A 15,153-nucleotide genomic window follows, 5' to 3' on the forward strand; every position below is an offset into this window, starting at 1 on the left:
GCATCGGTTGCATGTTAGGTTCCTTGGCCATGACATTCGACAACAAGAAGCTCGCCGCGGAAGCCGCGGTCGCGGAAGTGCGCGACGGCATGGTGGTGGGGTTGGGCACCGGCTCCACCGCCGCTTTCGCGATCGACGCGATCGGCCGGCGGGTGGCGCAAGGGCTGCGGGTGACCGCGGTCGCGACCTCCGTCGCCAGCGCCGAGCAGGCGAGGCGGCTGAATATCCCGCTGCTCGACTTCGCCGACGTGGCCCGGGTCGACCTGACGATCGACGGCACCGACGAGATCGACGGCGCGTTGGTCGCGGTGAAGGGCGCGGGCGGGGCGATGCTGCGCGAAAAGGCGGTCGCGGCTGCGTCGACGCGGATGGTGGTGATCGCGGACGGCTCCAAACAGGTCGAGCGGCTGGGCGCGGCCAAGCTGCCGGTCGAGGTGCTGCCGTTCGCCCGCGCCTTCGTGCTCAGCCGGCTGGTCGAGCTGTTCGACCGGGTCGAGCTGCGCGACGCGGGGTCGTATCGGACGGATAACGACAACGTCGTCGCCGATTGCCACGATGCGCAGGTGTCGGACCCGGGTGTGCTGGCGGCGGTGCTGCAGGCGATCCCGGGCGTGGTCGGTCACGGGCTGTTCCTTGATGAGGTCGACGCCGCCTATATCGCGACGGACGGTGTCGTTGCGAGGGTGGAACGGGGCGGCTAGGGCAACCCGCAACTGCCTTGCCGCGTTGGGCGGGTTCTAGAGCGAGGAAACACATGGCCGAAGCCTCCACCGTCGCGGCGGACCCCAGCCTGCACGAGGACGGCTCGCCTGAGCGGTTGCAGATCGATACCATCCGCACCCTGTCGATGGACGCGGTGCAGGCCGCAAATTCCGGTCATCCGGGGACGCCAATGGCCTTGGCGCCGGTCGGGCATACGGTGTGGACCAAGTTCCTGCGCTATGATCCGGCCAACCCGGACTGGCCCAACCGCGACCGCTTCGTACTGTCGGTCGGCCATGCCTCCATGCTGCTCTACGCGCTGATCCACCTGGCCGGGATCGAGGAGATCGACGCGGACGGCAAGAAGTCGGGGCGCGAGGCGGTGAGCCTCGACGATATCCGTGCGTTCCGGCAGCTCGGGTCGAAGACGCCGGGCCACCCCGAATATCGGCATACCACCGGCGTCGAGACGACCACCGGCCCGCTGGGGGCTGGTTGCGGCAACTCGGTCGGTATGGCGATCGCCGAGCGCTGGCTGGCGGCGCGGTACAACCGGCCCGGTTTCACGCTGTTCGATCACGACGTGTACGTCATCGCCGGCGACGGTGACATGATGGAGGGCGTGGCCAGCGAGGCGGCGTCGCTGGCGGGGCATCTGAAGCTCTCCAACCTTTGCTGGATCTACGACAGCAACTCGATCTCGATCGAGGGCGATACCGACCTCGCCTTCATCGAGGATACGGGCAAACGGTTCGAGGCCTATGGCTGGCAGGTTATCCATGTCGACGATGCCAACGACACCGCGGCGCTGACCGCGGCGCTGGAGGCGTTCCGGGCGTGCGCCGACAAGCCGACCTTCATCGTCGTACGCTCGGTGATCGGCTGGGGCAGCCCCAAGGCCGGCAGCGAGAAGGCGCATGGCGAGCCGCTGGGCGCCGACGCGATCACCGCGACGAAGCAGGCCTATGGCTGGCCCGGTCAGGAGCCGTTCTTCGTCCCGGATGGCGTGCGTGAAGAATTCCGCGATGCGGTCGCCGGGCGCGGCGGGCGTCTGCGGGAGGAATGGGTCGTGAGCTTCGATCGCTATCGCGTTGAATTCCCGGAACTGGCGGGCGAGCTCGACCTGCTCTTGCGTGACAAGCTGCCCGACGGCTGGGATGCGGACGTGCCGGAATTCCCGGCGGACGAGAAGGGTCTCGCCAGCCGTGATTCGGGCGGCAAGGTGTTGAACGCGATCGCGGGCAGAGTGCCTTGGCTGCTCGGCGGTTCGGCCGATCTGGCGCCGTCGACCAAGACGGACATCAAGGGCAAGGCGTCGTTCGAATCCGGCAATTATGGCGGCCAGAACTTCCATTTCGGCGTCCGCGAGCATGGCATGGGCGCGGTGGTGAACGGCATGGCGCTGTCGCACTTGCGCTCCTACGGCTCTACCTTCCTCGTCTTCCTCGATTACATGCGCGCGCCGGTGCGGCTGGCGGCGATCATGGAAGTGGGCGCGATCTGGGTATTCACGCATGATTCCATCGGGGTCGGCGAGGACGGGCCGACGCATCAGCCGATCGAGCATCTGGCGACGCTGCGCGCGATCCCAGGCCTCGACACGATCCGGCCGGGCGACGCCAACGAGGTCGCCTGGGCGTGGAAGGCGGCGGTGATGGATGCCGATCACCCGACCGCGCTGATCTTCTCCCGCCAGGCGCTGCCGACGCTCGATCGCGGCAAGTATGCGTCCGCCGAGGGGGTGGTGAAGGGCGGCTATGTGCTGGCGGACAGTGACGACCCGCAGGTCATTCTGATCGCCACCGGCAGCGAACTGTCGATGGTGGTGCAGGCGCATGAGCGGCTTACGGCGGAGGGCGTGCGCAGCCGCGTCGTGTCACTGCCGAGCTGGTATCGGTTCGAGCTGCAGGATCAGGAATACCGCAATGCCGTGCTGCCGCCGCCGGTCAAGCCGCGCCTGGCGGTGGAGATGGCGGGGGAGATGGGCTGGGACCGCTATGTCGGCACGGCAGGCGACACGATCACCATGTCCACCTTCGGTGCGTCCGCCCCGATCGCCAAATTGCAGGACAAATACGGCTTCACCGTCGACAACATCGTGGCGAAGGCGAAGCAGTTGATCGCGGAAGCGGCGGATGAATAAGGTTCCTGCCGTTCGTCCTGAGGAGCCACTGAGCTTGTCGAAGTGGCGTCTCGAAGGACGATGTGGTTCGAGACGAGCCTTCGGCTTCGCTCAGCCTCTCCTCACCACGAACGGAATAGAGGACGCAGCTTATGAGCAAGCTTGGTGATCTCAGCGCGGCGGGGACCGCGGTGTGGCTGGACTTCGTCGACCGTAAGTTCCTCGCCGCTGGGGGGCTGGGCAAGCTGGTCGAGGAGGACGGCCTCACCGGTGTGACGTCCAACCCGTCGATCTTCGAAAAGGCCATGGGCTATGGCGACGCCTATGACGCCAGTTTGGCCAAGTTCGATGCCGCCAGCCCGGGCGCCGCGACGATCGACCGCTACGAAGCGCAGGCGATCGAGGACATCAAGGCGGCGGCCGACACGCTGCGCCCGGTCTATGACCGGCTGGGCGGCGCGGACGGCTATGTCAGCCTGGAGGTGTCGCCCTATATCGCCGACGATACCGACGCGACGATCGCCGAGGCACAGAAGCTGTGGCGCGCCGTCGACAAGCCCAATCTGATGATCAAGATCCCCGGTACGCTCGCCGGTGGCCCTGCCATCGCGGCGACGATCGCCGCCGGAATCAACGTCAACGTGACGCTGCTGTTCTCGCAGGCGGCGTATCAGCGGGTCGCGGAAGCCTATGCGACCGGACTGGAGGAGCGGGTGCGACAGGGGCAGCCGATCGACCGGCTGGCGTCGGTGGCGAGCTTCTTCGTCAGCCGGATCGACGCGGTGATCGACAAGCGGATCGACGACCAGGTTGCGGCTGGCGATGCGGAGGCGGAGGCGCTGAAGGCGCTGCGTGGCAAGGTCGCGATCGCCAACGCGAAGCTCGCTTATGCCTGGTATCGGGAGTTCGTCTCGTCCGAGCGCTGGCAGGCGCTGGCGGCGAAGGGCGCACGGCCGCAGCGGCTGTTGTGGGCCTCAACCGGGGTCAAGGACCCGGCGTATCCCGATACGCTGTACGTCGACACGCTGATCGGGCCCGACACGGTCAACACCATGCCGCCCAAGACGATGGACGCGTTCCGCCAGACGGGCACTGTCGCGCAGACGCTGACGCAGGGTGTCGACGACGCGCGCCACGTTCTAGCCGAAGCGGAGCGGCTGGGGCTCAACCTCGACGGCGTCACCGACGGGCTGGTCCAGGAGGGGGTCGCGTCATTCGCCAAGGCCTTCGACGACCTGCTCGGCGCGATCGCCAAGAAGCAGCCCGCCCCGCTCTAGACTGCGGTCTCTCTGAGCTCGTCTCAGGGTCGTGGGCGATGACGGTCGTCGGAGCGATGGCCGACGGCGCGCAAGGATGCTGAAACAGGTTCAGCATGACGAAGGTTGGGATGAACGCAATTCCGGATAGGGCATCAGCATGAAACTCGGGATCATCGGCCTGGGCCGGATGGGCGGCAATATCGGGCGGCGGCTGATGCGGGCCGGGCATCAGGTGGTGGCGTTCGATCGCGACCCGAAGATGGTCGAGGCGCTGGTCGCCGACGGGGCGGAAGCGGCTGGCTCGCTCGAGGCGATCAAGCGGCAACTGGACAGCCCGGCCATCTGGTGGGTGATGCTGCCGGCCGGCGACCCGACGGAGCAGACAATCCAGGCGCTGCTCGCGGCCGCCGAGCCCGGCGACATCATCATCGATGGCGGCAACACCTTCTACAAGGACGATATCCGCCGCGCGAAGCTGTTGGCCGAGCAGGGTGTGCGCTATGTCGATGTCGGCACGTCGGGCGGCGTATGGGGGCTGGAGCGCGGCTATTGCATGATGATCGGCGGCGACAAGGACGCGGTCGACTATCTCGACCCGGTCTTCGACACGCTGGCGCCGGGGCTCGGAACCATCCCCCGCACACCAAATCGGATGGCCGAGGAGGGCGAGGACGCGCGCGCCGAGAAGGGGTACATCCACGCCGGTCCCGCGGGCGCGGGCCACTTCGTCAAGATGATCCACAACGGCATCGAATACGGACTGATGCAGGCCTATGCCGAGGGCTTCGACATCCTCAAGGGCAAGTCGTCGGACAAGTTGGCCGAGGACGAGCGCTACGACCTCAATCTGACCGACATTGCGGAGGTGTGGCGGCGCGGATCGGTGATCTCGTCCTGGCTGCTCGACCTGACCGCCCAGGCGCTGGCGCACGACATGACGCTGGAGAAGTTCTCCGGCCGGGTCGCCGACTCGGGCGAGGGGCAGTGGACGATCGACGCGGCGATGGAGGAAAAGGTGCCCGCCAACGTCCTTACCGCTGCGCTGTTCGCGCGCTATCGCAGCCGGGTAGACCATACGTTCGGCGATCAGGTGCTGTCGGCGATGCGGTTCGGCTTCGGCGGGCATGTCGAGATGCCGCAGTGAGCTCGTTCCGGCTGCTGGTGTCCGACGTTGACGGCACGCTCGTGGACAAGCGCAAGCAGCTAACGGCCGGCACGATCCAGGCGGTCGGGCGGCTCCGCGCGGCGGGCATCGGGTTTACCGTCATCTCCGCGCGACCGCGCTCGGGCGTGCTGCCGATCGCCGACGCGCTCGCGATCGACGGGCCAATCGCCGCGTTCAACGGCGGGCTGATCTTCCGGCGGGAGGGCACGGTCGAGCGCCGGCACCTGATACCCGGCGATGTCGCGCGCGGGGCGTTAGAGGCGGTTGGCGAGCTGGCGGTCGACGTTTGGGTGTTCGCCGACGATCAATGGCATGCCTCGACCGACCAGGGCGCGCATGTCGTCAGCGAGCGCATCGCCGCGAATCAGGAACCGGTCATTCGCGGCGACTTCGCGGACCTGCTCGACCGCGCCGACAAGATCACCTTCGTCAGCGACGAGCCCGCGACACTGGCGACGCTCCACGCGCGGATCAACGCGGCGTTTCCGGGTCGCGCAACGGTGGCGCTGTCGCAGACCTATTATCTCGACGTCACCGCGATGGCCGCGAACAAAGGCGCGGGGATCGAGGCACTCGCCGCCGCCGCCGGCGTGCCGCTGACCCAGGTAGTCGCGATCGGCGATCAGGCCAACGACATCGCCATGCTGAAGCGCGCCGGTCTGGCGATCGCGATGGGCAACGCGCCCGATGCGGTGAAGGCGGTCGCTGATCAGGTCACCGCCACGAACGACGCCGATGGCGTCGCGCAGGCCATCGACACCCTCATCCTTTCCGCCGTGGAGCATTTACCGTGAAGCAACTCGTCGCCTTCGACCTCGACAACACGCTGGCCGCCAGCAAGCAGGCGCTGGAGCCGTTCATGGGCGAGGCGCTGGCCGACCTGCTCGGCGTTGCACATGTCGCGGTGATCTCCGGCGGCGACTGGCCGCAGTTTCAGAAGCAGGTCGCAAGCCGGCTGCCCGAGCGCGCCGATCGGTCGAAGCTGTGGTTGATGCCGACCACCGGCACCAAGCTCTACACCTTCCGCGACGGCGAATGGGGGACAGTGTATGCCGAGCTGTTCGAGCCGGAGCTGAAGGCGCGCATCCTCAGCGCCTTCACCGAGTCGCTCGCCGCCACCGGCTTCACGCCCGAACAGACCTGGGGCGAGTTGGTCGAGGATCGTGGCAGCCAGATCACCTTCTCCGCGCTCGGCCAGCAGGCGCCGCTGGAGGAGAAGGAGCATTGGGATCCCGATTTCGCCAAGCGCAAGATCATCCAGGCCGACCTGCGCACCCGGCTGCCCGGCCTGTCGATCAACATGGGCGGCGCGACCTCGATCGACATCACGCGCGAAGGCGTCGACAAGGCCTATGGCCTGCGCAAGCTGCACGAGGCCTCGGGTATTCCACTGGAGAACTTCATGTTCATCGGCGACGCCATCTTTCCGGGCGGCAACGACTACCCGGCGAAGACGATGGGGCTCGACACGGTCCGGGTCCGCGAGCCGCGCGAGACCGCGGCGGTAATCGAGGGGATTGTCGCCTGTCTGAAATAGGTTTGCGCCAGGGACTAGAGCGATGACGATCGATCGACGCTCACTGCTGGGGATGCTGGGCGCCGGCGCGGCATTGCCTGTCCAGGCGACGAGCGTACCGGCACCGCCAGCGATCGAGTTCTTGCACGGCGTTGCCAGCGGCGATCCGACCGTGCGTGGTGCGATCCTGTGGACGCGGGTGACACCGCCGTCCGGGTACGAAGCGCCGATCGAGGTGCGCTGGCAAGTCATGGAGGGCGATCGCCCGGTCGCGAGTGGCCGCACCCAGGCGCGCGCGAGCCGCGACTGGACGGTAAAGGTCGAGCCCCGCACCCTCAGGCCGGGCCAGGAGTATCGCTACTGGTTCGAGGCGGTCGGCATTCGCTCGCCGGAGGGTCGCGTCCGCACCCTGCCGGTGGGATCGATCCGCGACGTGGTGCTCGCCGTCGCCTCCTGCGCGCTGCACCCGGGCGGGCTGTTCAACGCTTATCGTTCGATCGCCGACCTGCCGCGCGTCGACGCGGTCGTGCATCTCGGCGACTATATCTATGAATATGGCGAGAGCGGTTTTGGCGCCAGCATCGGCAAAAAGCTGGGGCGCATCCCGGAGCCACGCCACGAGATCGTCACGCTGGCCGATTATCGGAAGCGGCACGCGCAGTACAAGCGCGACCCCGATCTTCAGGCCTGTCATGCCCGCGCGGCGATGATCGCCGTGTGGGACGATCACGAGACCACCAACGACGGCTGGACGGACGGCGCGCAGAACCATCAGCCGGGCACGGAAGGCGACTGGGCGACGCGCAAGGCGGCGGCGATGCAGGCCTATTTCGAGTGGATGCCGATCCGCGATCCGGTGCCGGGCAAGCCGTGGGAAGCGATCAACCGCGCGTTCCGCTTCGGCGATCTCGCGACGCTGGCGATGGTGGAAACGCGGCTGTTGGCGCGCAGCGAACAAGTGGTGGCCGGCGCCCCACGCGTTCCGAGCGCCTATGCCGCCGCGCTGGCCAGGCGCGACGATCCCGCCCGCGAGCTGCTGGGCGAGGGACAGCGGCGCTGGCTGGAGGGTGAGCTCGCGCGCTCGGTCCGCGCGGGAGAGCCGTGGCAGGTGCTGGGAAACCAGGTCGTCATGGCGCGGGTCGCCGGCGTGGCGGTCGATTCGGCCAAGGTGATACCAAGCTACCGCGCGCAGGCCGTGGCGGCGCAGGCGAGCTACGCCGCCGGCCTGCCATTCAACCTCGATGCCTGGGACGGCTATCCGGCGGCGCGCGAGCGGCTCTATGCCACCTTTCGCCGCGCCGGGTCGCGGCCGCTGGTGCTGTCGGGGGACAGCCACGCCCATTGGGCCAACCGGCTGGCGGACGCGGCCGGGATGCCGGTGGCGGCGGAGTTCGGCGCGACGGCGATCACCAGTCCGTCGATCGGCGACGCCATGCCCGAGCTGGCGGTCGGCGCGTTGCTGGCCGATGCCAATGACGAGGTGCTGTTCTGCGACCAGCGGTCGAAGGGCTATGTGCTCCTGACGCTGACGCGCGAACGGGCGCGGGCCGAGTTCCGGGCGGTGTCGACGGTGCTGGAGCGGCCGTTCACGGAGGCCACGGTCGCGACCTACGAGGTGCGAGCAGGGGACGCGCGTTTGGAGATGCGGCGGGTCTAGTCGCCGGAGGCCGGTGGTTACGCCGCCAGGGACGCCAGCCAGGCTTCGGCCTTCGCGAGCGCCGGCGCGTCGTCGACGTCGATCCAGTCGATGCCGCTGCAATCCACGGTGCGTGCATGGCCTCGGGCGGCGAGCAGGCGTACGCCCTCGGTCAGCGACGGCTGCGGCAGACTCGCCAGCGCGGCGAACAGCGCCGGACCGACCGCAAACACGCCGGTGTCGTGCGCGTTGTAAGGCTCCAGGCCCTTGCCGAGCGCGACGATGCGATCGCCTTCGGTCTGGACGCGGGTAACATCGTCGTCGTCGACCCAAGGATGCCGCAGCCGCCGGTCGATCCCGAGCCGCAGACCGTCGCCGGCGCCGGCCTGCGCGACGCGGCCGTAGAGCTGCGGCGAGACCAGGTGGTCGCACATCACCAACAGCGCCTCGCCACCGCCGACCGCCTCGGCCGCCGCCAGCGCGGAAACGCCATTGGGCAGGGCGGGGTCGGAAGTGCGGACACATCCCACCGCCAGCGGCAGGCGCGCCGAGGCGAGGTGCGCCTCGATTGCCTGCGCCTCATAGCCGAGCACCACCACCGCGCGCGTCAGGCCCGCCGCGGCCAACCCCGCGAGCGCATGGTCGATCAAGGTCCGGCCGTTCACCTCACACAGCGGCTTGATCGGCGCGGAGTCGCGCAGGCGGCTGCCGTGACCCGCGGCCAGGATCACGGCGGTGTCGATCATCACGCGGCCTTGATGAACTCTTCTACCGCGATCTGCGCCAGGTCGTCGGTCATCTGGTGGCGCGGATGCTTGCAGAAATACGCGCTCGCCGGGTCGATCACGCCCTTGATGCCGCGATCGCTGGCGATCTTGGCGCAGCGGATCATGTCGATGGCGACGCCGGCGGAATTGGGGGAGTCCTCGACCGAGAGGCGCAGCTCCAGGTTCATCGGCACGCCACCGAACATCGAGCCTTCCATGCGCAGGAAGCAGACCTTGTTGTCGTTCTGCCACGGCACATAGTCGCTGGGGCCGATATGGACGTTGTCGTCGCTGAGGCGCTCGGCGGCGACGGACTGCACGGCCTCGGTCTTGCTGACCTTCTTCGATGCCAGCCGGCGGTGGTTCGACATATTGAGGAAGTCGGTGTTGCCGCCGGTGTTGAGCTGGTAGGTGCGCTCCAGCTTGACGCCACGCTTGGCGAACAGGTCGGTTAGGACGCGGTGAACTATCGTGGCCCCCAGCTGTGCTTTGATGTCGTCGCCGATGATGGCGACGCCGGCATCCTCGAACCGCTTCGCCCAGACCGGGTCGGACGCGATGAAGACAGGGATGTTGTTGACGAAGGCGACGCCCGCCTCAAGCGCGCACTCGGCGTAGAATTCGGTCGCTTCCTGGCTGCCGACCGGCAGGTAGTTCATCAGCACGTCGGCGCCGGTGCGCTTCAGCTCGGCGACGATGTCGTCCTTAGTCGGCTGATCACCGTCGGCGACGAGGAAGGTGCGATCGTCGGCGAATTCGCTCATATGATCGGCGACGCCGTCGAGGATCTTGCCCATCTTCACGACGGTGCCGGTCGGCGTCACCTTGGGCGCGAAGACGGCGGTGCAGTTCGGCTTGGCGAAGATCGCCTCCGCGACGTCGGTGCCGACCTTGCGCCGGTCGACGTCCCAGGCGGCCACGACCTTGATGTCCGACGGTTTGTAGCCGCCCATCTCCCAATGCATCAGCCCGACATTGTCGTTGGTGCCTTCGCGGTAATGCTCCAGCCCCTGGACAAGGCTGCTGGCGCAATTGCCGATGCCGACCACGGCGACGCGGATGCTGCTCATTCGATATTCCCGTTATTCAAGCGAAAAAGGAGGGGCGACCGCCCCCGTGAGAAGCCGAGGGTGGGCCGAAACGCTGCTCGACGCGGCGATGCCAGACGAGCCCAATGGCGGCAATGGCGGTAAGCGCGACGATCTCGAGCCACCAGAACAGGGCGGGCCTGCCGGCGAGACAGGCCAGGAAGATCAGCAAGACGCGTACGTTCGCGCTGAGCAGGGACAGGAACCGCATCGGCGCGACCGCGTCGGCGCCATAGGCTTGCCCCATCCGCTCGGGCGAGGAACTGTCGGCGAGTGCTGTCTCAAACGGGCGGGCGAGCCGACCCACGCTGCCGGCGAGCGCGTCGTACCAGCGGACGAGCGGGTTGGCCGAAAGCGGCGGCGCATCCACCTCCGCCATGCCCTTCAGCCGGCGGTGATAGCGGGTACGCTCGCCCTCATAGAGGCTCGACTGGACGCCGTGGGCGATGCCGGCGACAACCGCGAGCACCCAGCCTTCGGCCGTGTTCACGGAGAAGGCCAGCGCCAAATAGATCAAGATAAAGACGCCGTGATCGCAGACGCCGTCGAGGAAACGGCCGAGCGGGCTGGCCGTCCCGGTCGCCCGCGCGATCATGCCGTCGAGCCCGTCGGCGATCAGCCAGCCGACCGACAGCAACAGCCCGGCAACGGCCGCCACGGGTGAGGACCAGTGCGAATAGGCCCAGGCCGCGCCCGCCCCGATCGCCAGTCCGGTCAGCGACACCGCGTTGGCGGACACGCGCGCACGCAGCGCGAACGGCAGCAGCGCACGGGCGGAAGGGTGTATCAACCAGCGGTTGGATGGGTCCTCGATCCGGCGATCGCGCGATCCATCCGGGGGAGGCGTTGTCATCAGGCCTTCCCAATGCGCGTCGCGGCGGGTTTTTGCAAGGCGGCTGAATGGCTTTGCAACCAGGGGCCAGCATCAGGGCAGGTTGGCGGCAAGCTCCTCCAGCCAAGCGCGTGCGGTGCCGTCGGACGGCGCCCGCCAGTCGCCGCGCGGCGAGAGCGCGCCGCCGCCGGACACCTTGGGGCCGTTGGGCAGCGCCGATCGCTTGAACTGCGACCAGGCGAAGAAGCGCTGGAGAAAACGCTCCAGCCACAGCCGTACGGTCGGCAGGTCATACGCGGTCCGCGCGTCGGCCGGGAAGTCGAGCGGCCAGCGGCCCGACTCCATGTCGCGCCAGGCATGCCAGGCCAGGAACGCGATCTTGGACGGCGCCAACCCGTGACGGAGGACGAAATGCGCGAAAAAGTCGTTGAGCGCATAGGGTCCGACCTTGTCCTCGGTGCTCTGCATCGCGCCCGAGGCATCCGCGGGGACGAGCTCGGGCGAGATTTCCTGCGCCAGGATCGCTTCCAGCACCGTGTCGGTAGCTACGTCATACTGATCCGTGCGGATGCACCAGCGGATCAGGAATTGGATCAGAGTCTTGGGCACACCCGCGTTGATGCCGTAATGGCTCATGTGGTCGCCGACGCCATAGGTGCACCAGCCGAGCGCCAGCTCGCTGAGGTCGCCGGTGCCGAGCACCAGCCCGCCGCGCTGGTTGGCGAGGCGGAAGAGATAGTCGGTCCGGAGGCCGGCCTGCACATTTTCGAAGGTAATGTCGTACACCGGCTCGCCCCGACCGAACGGGTGGCCCATCGTCTCCAGCATCGCTTGCGCGGCGGGCTTGATGTCGATCTCCTCGCCGGTGACGCCTAGCGCGAGCATCAATGCCCAGGCGTTGGCCTTCGTCCCTTCGCCGGTCGCAAAGCCGGGCAGGGTGAAGCCGAGAATGTCGCTACGCGGCTTGCCGAGCCGATCCATCGCCTTGGCCGCGACGATCAACGCGTGCGTCGAGTCGAGCCCGCCGGAGACCCCGATGACGAGTTTTTCGCTCTTGGTCGCCGACAGCCGCTTGGCGAGCGCCTCCACCTGGATGTTGAACGCCTCATAGCAATCTTCGTCGCGCTTCTCCGGCGTGTTGGGCACGAAGGGGAAGCGGCGGACAGGGCGGTGCAGCCCGATGTCGGCGAGCGTCGGCTGGTGCTCGAACGCGATGCGGCGGAAACGCGTCTCGGGGTGGGCGGTGAAAGCGGCGGAGTCGTTGAAGGTGCCGTTGCGCAGCCGCTCCTGCGCGATCTTCTCGACGTCGACATCGGCGATCACCATCGTGCCGCTGACGAAGCGCTCCGACTCGGCGAGCAGGTCGCCGGTCTCGTAGATCAGCCCCTGACCGTCCCAGGCGAGGTCGGTGGTGCTCTCACCCGGCCCGGCGGCAGAATAGACATAAGCGCAGATGCCGCGCGCGGACTGGGCCGCGCACAGCATCGCCCGCTCGCGCGCCTTGCCGATGACGATGTTGGAGGCGGACAGGTTGGTGCAGATCAGCGCCCCGGCGAGCGCGCCGGCGGTCGACGGCGGGGTGGGCGCCCAGTAATCCTCGCAGATCTCGGTGTGAAAGACGAAGCCCCGCAAATCGGCGGCGGCAAAGATCAGGTCGGTCCCGAACGGCGCCTGCTGGCCCGCCACCTCAATGGTCAAGCCGGTCAGCCCGGCGCCTGACGCGAACCAACGTTTCTCGTAATATTCGCGGTAATTGGGCAGGAACGTCTTCGGCACGACGCCCAATACCCGGCCGCGCGCGATCACGATCGCGCAATTGTAAAGCCGGCCGTTGCGCGGCAGGGCGGCGCCGACCAGCAGCACGGGGGCGAGGCCGGCGCTGGCTTCCACCACCCGGGCCAGCGCCTGCGCCGTGGCGCGGTGCTGCGCGGACTGCAGATGGAGGTCGTCGATCGCATAGCTGGTGAGGTTGAGCTCGGGACAGACGAGCAGGTCCACCCCCGCCGCATCCGCTTCACGCGCCATCGCGATCGTCGCGTCGGCGTTGAACAGCGCGTCGCCGACGCTCGCGGCCGGGGTACCGGCGGCGACGCGGACAAGGCCATGGGCGTGGATCGAATAGAAGGGGTGGGTCATGGTTCTCGTCCTAACGAGCGCCACAACCCCCGTCATGCTGAACTCGTTTCAGCATCCATGCGCAGGCGCTTCCTCGAACGTGACGTTTGCGGCTATCGGTTCGCATGGATGCTCAAACAAGTTCAGCTTGACGAGGGCTTTAGCGATGATCCTTTACGGCATCCGCAATTGCGACACGGTGAAGAAGGCGCGCGCCTGGCTCGACCCGCGCGGCGTCGGCTACACCTTTCACGACTATAAGACGGCGGGCGTCGGTCCTGAGCGGCTGGCAGGCTGGGTCGATCGGATCGGCTGGGAGGCGTTGCTCAATCGCTCCGGCACCACCTTCCGCAAACTGCCCGAGACCGACAAGGTTGAGCTGGATCGGGCCCGGGCGATGGCCCTGATGCTCGCCCATCCTTCGGCCATTCGGCGGCCCGTGCTGGAGAGCGGCGACACGCTGCTCGTCGGGTTCAAGCCCGAGGCCTATGCCGGGCTGGGCTGACGGCTTGCGCACGCCTCGACCTGGGCGCAGACTGGCGAGAGGGGAGAACGCACATGCTCAACGCACGCGCCACGCCGCCGGTCTGGTTTTGGGTGGTTGCCGCCCTTCTGCTGCTCTGGGGTCTGGCGGGCATCGCTTCCTTCTGGATGCACCTGACGTACAATCCGGACGATCCTGCCAACGCGGCTTATGATCGTCAGCTCTATCGGTCGCTGCCCGGCTGGTTGAACTGGGTCTATGCGGTTGCCGTAGGGGGCGGCCTGCTTGGCGCCGCGGCGCTGCTGATGCGCCATCGCGCGGCAGTGCCGCTGACGATCGCCTCGCTGATCGCGATCGTGATCCAGTTCGGCTGGACGCTGGGTATGACCGATCTGATCGCGGCCAAAGGCTTTGCGACGGCGGCTGGATTCCCGATCTTCATCTTCGCCATGGGCTTGTTGGGCGCCTGGACGGCGCGGACGGCGCGGGCGCGGGGGTGGATCGGCTGACCCTGCGGGCCTAAGCGCACCGCCATGTCCACCACCTTCACCGTCGATACCGCGACCAGCCGTGCCACCCCCGTCGCGGCGCCGATGAAGCGGCTCACCATTCCCGCCGTCCGCCGCCGCAAGGCGGAGATCGCGCGCGGCGAGGGGCAGCCGCTCGTGATGCTGACCGCCTATACGGTGCGCACCGCGCAGCTGCTCGATCCGCATTGCGACCTGCTGCTGGTCGGCGACAGCCTGGGGCAGGTGATCTATGGCCTGCCCTCCACCGTGCCGGTGACGCTGGAGATGATGGCGGCGCATGGCGCGGCGGTGGTGCGCGGAAGCTATCACGCCGCGGTCGTCATCGACATGCCGTTCGGCAGCTACGAAGCCTCGCCCGAGCATGCGTTCGCCAGCGCCGCGCGGCTGATGAAGGAGACCGGCGCGGCGGCGGTCAAGCTGGAGGGCGGCGCGGCGATGGCGCCGACGGTGCGCTTTCTGTCCGAACGCGGCATTCCGGTGATGGGGCATGTCGGGCTGACCCCGCAGGCGGTCAACATGCTCGGCGGCTATGGCGCGCGCGGACGGACCCAGGAGGAGGCGTCGAAGATCATCGAAGACGCGCAGGCGATCGCCGCCGCCGGCGCTTTCGCGATCGTCGTCGAAGGGGTGGTGGAGACCGTTGCGATCGAGATGACGCGCTCGGTCGATTGTCCGACCATCGGCATCGGTGCATCGGCGCAATGTGACGGGCAGGTCTTGGTCGCCGAAGACATGCTGGGGATGTTCGAGCGTGTGCCGCGCTTCGTGAAGCGCTTCGACGAGTTGGGCGAGCGCATCGCCGCCGCGGCGCAGACCTACGCCAGCGACGTACGGTCGCGCGCCTTCCCGGGGCCCGAGCAGGTCTACGCCGCCAAGTCGTGACCCTTTCGTTTGAGGGCCGGCGCGGCTAGAGACCCTCACTCGACTTTACCGGAGT

14 protein-coding genes are annotated in these 15,153 nt (G+C 67.8%); 10 read left to right on the forward strand and 4 right to left on the reverse strand.

The annotated features are described in order from the left end of the window. The first annotated feature begins 29 nt into the window (after positions 1–29). The 7 genes from rpiA (at position 30) to VFQ64_RS07385 (ending at position 8,421) form a co-directional block, all read left to right on the forward strand. Positions 30–701, forward strand: a complete 672-nt coding sequence (rpiA, locus tag VFQ64_RS07355; RefSeq protein ID WP_325102647.1) for a ribose-5-phosphate isomerase RpiA — start codon at positions 30–32, stop codon at positions 699–701. 53 nt (positions 702–754) lie between these two features. After that, a complete protein-coding gene (gene tkt / locus VFQ64_RS07360) occupies positions 755–2,845 on the forward strand; it encodes a transketolase (protein ID WP_325102648.1) in 2,091 nt (696 codons plus the stop codon). A 131-nt stretch (positions 2,846–2,976) separates the two neighbouring features. Beyond that, the gene (gene tal, locus VFQ64_RS07365) at positions 2,977–4,101 is read left to right on the forward strand and encodes a transaldolase (protein ID WP_325102649.1); all 1,125 of its coding nucleotides are present in this window, start codon (positions 2,977–2,979) and stop codon (positions 4,099–4,101) included. Positions 4,102–4,240: 139 nt separating this feature from the next. Then, positions 4,241–5,227: a phosphogluconate dehydrogenase (NAD(+)-dependent, decarboxylating) gene (gene gnd, locus VFQ64_RS07370; RefSeq protein WP_325102650.1), complete on the forward strand. Its 987-nt coding sequence runs from the start codon at positions 4,241–4,243 to the stop codon at positions 5,225–5,227. Then, entirely contained in the window at positions 5,224–6,042 is an 819-nt protein-coding gene (locus VFQ64_RS07375; protein ID WP_325102651.1) for a Cof-type HAD-IIB family hydrolase, read from the forward strand. The genes gnd and VFQ64_RS07375 overlap by 4 nt, the downstream gene beginning before the upstream one ends. Further along, positions 6,039–6,785 carry an HAD-IIB family hydrolase gene (locus VFQ64_RS07380; RefSeq protein ID WP_325102652.1) on the forward strand — a complete coding sequence of 249 codons (747 nt, stop codon included), beginning with the start codon at positions 6,039–6,041 and terminating at the stop codon, positions 6,783–6,785. Before VFQ64_RS07375 ends, VFQ64_RS07380 begins: the two co-directional genes overlap by 4 nt. 22 nt (positions 6,786–6,807) lie before the next feature. Continuing rightward, complete coding sequence (locus VFQ64_RS07385) at positions 6,808–8,421, forward strand: alkaline phosphatase D family protein (protein WP_325102653.1); 1,614 nt, start codon at positions 6,808–6,810, stop codon at positions 8,419–8,421. Between the two features lie 17 nt (positions 8,422–8,438). On the opposite strand, the gene VFQ64_RS07390 is transcribed toward VFQ64_RS07385, so the two are convergent. From VFQ64_RS07390 to VFQ64_RS07405, 4 genes are all read right to left on the reverse strand, one after another. Then, positions 8,439–9,146, reverse strand: a complete 708-nt coding sequence (locus tag VFQ64_RS07390; RefSeq protein WP_325102654.1) for an NTP transferase domain-containing protein — start codon at positions 9,144–9,146, stop codon at positions 8,439–8,441. Then, the gene (locus VFQ64_RS07395) at positions 9,146–10,237 is read right to left on the reverse strand and encodes an inositol-3-phosphate synthase (protein WP_325102655.1); all 1,092 of its coding nucleotides are present in this window, start codon (positions 10,235–10,237) and stop codon (positions 9,146–9,148) included. Before VFQ64_RS07395 ends, VFQ64_RS07390 begins: the two co-directional genes overlap by 1 nt. Positions 10,238–10,253: 16 nt before the next feature. Next, positions 10,254–11,108, reverse strand: coding sequence for a CDP-alcohol phosphatidyltransferase family protein (locus VFQ64_RS07400; RefSeq protein WP_325102656.1), 855 nt, complete (start codon positions 11,106–11,108; stop codon positions 10,254–10,256). A gap of 72 nt (positions 11,109–11,180) precedes the next feature. Continuing rightward, positions 11,181–13,223, reverse strand: coding sequence for an NAD(+) synthase (locus VFQ64_RS07405; RefSeq protein WP_325102657.1), 2,043 nt, complete (start codon positions 13,221–13,223; stop codon positions 11,181–11,183). 145 nt (positions 13,224–13,368) lie between these two features. Between VFQ64_RS07405 and VFQ64_RS07410 the strand changes: the two genes are divergently transcribed. From VFQ64_RS07410 to panB, 3 genes are read left to right on the forward strand one after another with little or no spacing between them, the layout of a single operon-like run. After that, the gene (locus VFQ64_RS07410; protein WP_325102658.1) at positions 13,369–13,707 is read left to right on the forward strand and encodes an ArsC family reductase; all 339 of its coding nucleotides are present in this window, start codon (positions 13,369–13,371) and stop codon (positions 13,705–13,707) included. A gap of 53 nt (positions 13,708–13,760) precedes the next feature. Then, entirely contained in the window at positions 13,761–14,195 is a 435-nt protein-coding gene (locus tag VFQ64_RS07415) for a hypothetical protein (protein WP_325102659.1), read from the forward strand. A gap of 24 nt (positions 14,196–14,219) precedes the next feature. Further along, a complete protein-coding gene (panB, locus tag VFQ64_RS07420; protein WP_325102660.1) occupies positions 14,220–15,098 on the forward strand; it encodes a 3-methyl-2-oxobutanoate hydroxymethyltransferase in 879 nt (292 codons plus the stop codon). Positions 15,099–15,153 lie beyond the last annotated feature (55 nt).

Origin of the sequence: Sphingomonas sp., from assembly GCF_035714405.1 — a bacterium.
Classification (GTDB): domain Bacteria; phylum Pseudomonadota; class Alphaproteobacteria; order Sphingomonadales; family Sphingomonadaceae; genus Sphingomonas.

What these genes read in the sequence shown, in the direction of transcription:
- VFQ64_RS07410 (WP_325102658.1), top strand. Translation starts at nt 13,369, where the DNA reads ATGATCCTTTACGGCATCCGCAATTGCGACACGGTGAAGAAGGCGCGC.
- tal (WP_325102649.1), top strand. Translation starts at nt 2,977, where the DNA reads ATGAGCAAGCTTGGTGATCTCAGCGCGGCGGGGACCGCGGTGTGGCTG.
- VFQ64_RS07415 (WP_325102659.1), top strand. Translation starts at nt 13,761, where the DNA reads ATGCTCAACGCACGCGCCACGCCGCCGGTCTGGTTTTGGGTGGTTGCC.
- VFQ64_RS07405 (WP_325102657.1), bottom strand. Translation starts at nt 13,223, where the DNA reads ATGACCCACCCCTTCTATTCGATCCACGCCCATGGCCTTGTCCGCGTC.
- rpiA (WP_325102647.1), top strand. Translation starts at nt 30, where the DNA reads ATGACATTCGACAACAAGAAGCTCGCCGCGGAAGCCGCGGTCGCGGAA.
- VFQ64_RS07385 (WP_325102653.1), top strand. Translation starts at nt 6,808, where the DNA reads ATGACGATCGATCGACGCTCACTGCTGGGGATGCTGGGCGCCGGCGCG.
- panB (WP_325102660.1), top strand. Translation starts at nt 14,220, where the DNA reads ATGTCCACCACCTTCACCGTCGATACCGCGACCAGCCGTGCCACCCCC.
- VFQ64_RS07400 (WP_325102656.1), bottom strand. Translation starts at nt 11,108, where the DNA reads ATGACAACGCCTCCCCCGGATGGATCGCGCGATCGCCGGATCGAGGAC.
- VFQ64_RS07390 (WP_325102654.1), bottom strand. Translation starts at nt 9,146, where the DNA reads ATGATCGACACCGCCGTGATCCTGGCCGCGGGTCACGGCAGCCGCCTG.
- VFQ64_RS07395 (WP_325102655.1), bottom strand. Translation starts at nt 10,237, where the DNA reads ATGAGCAGCATCCGCGTCGCCGTGGTCGGCATCGGCAATTGCGCCAGC.
- gnd (WP_325102650.1), top strand. Translation starts at nt 4,241, where the DNA reads ATGAAACTCGGGATCATCGGCCTGGGCCGGATGGGCGGCAATATCGGG.
- tkt (WP_325102648.1), top strand. Translation starts at nt 755, where the DNA reads ATGGCCGAAGCCTCCACCGTCGCGGCGGACCCCAGCCTGCACGAGGAC.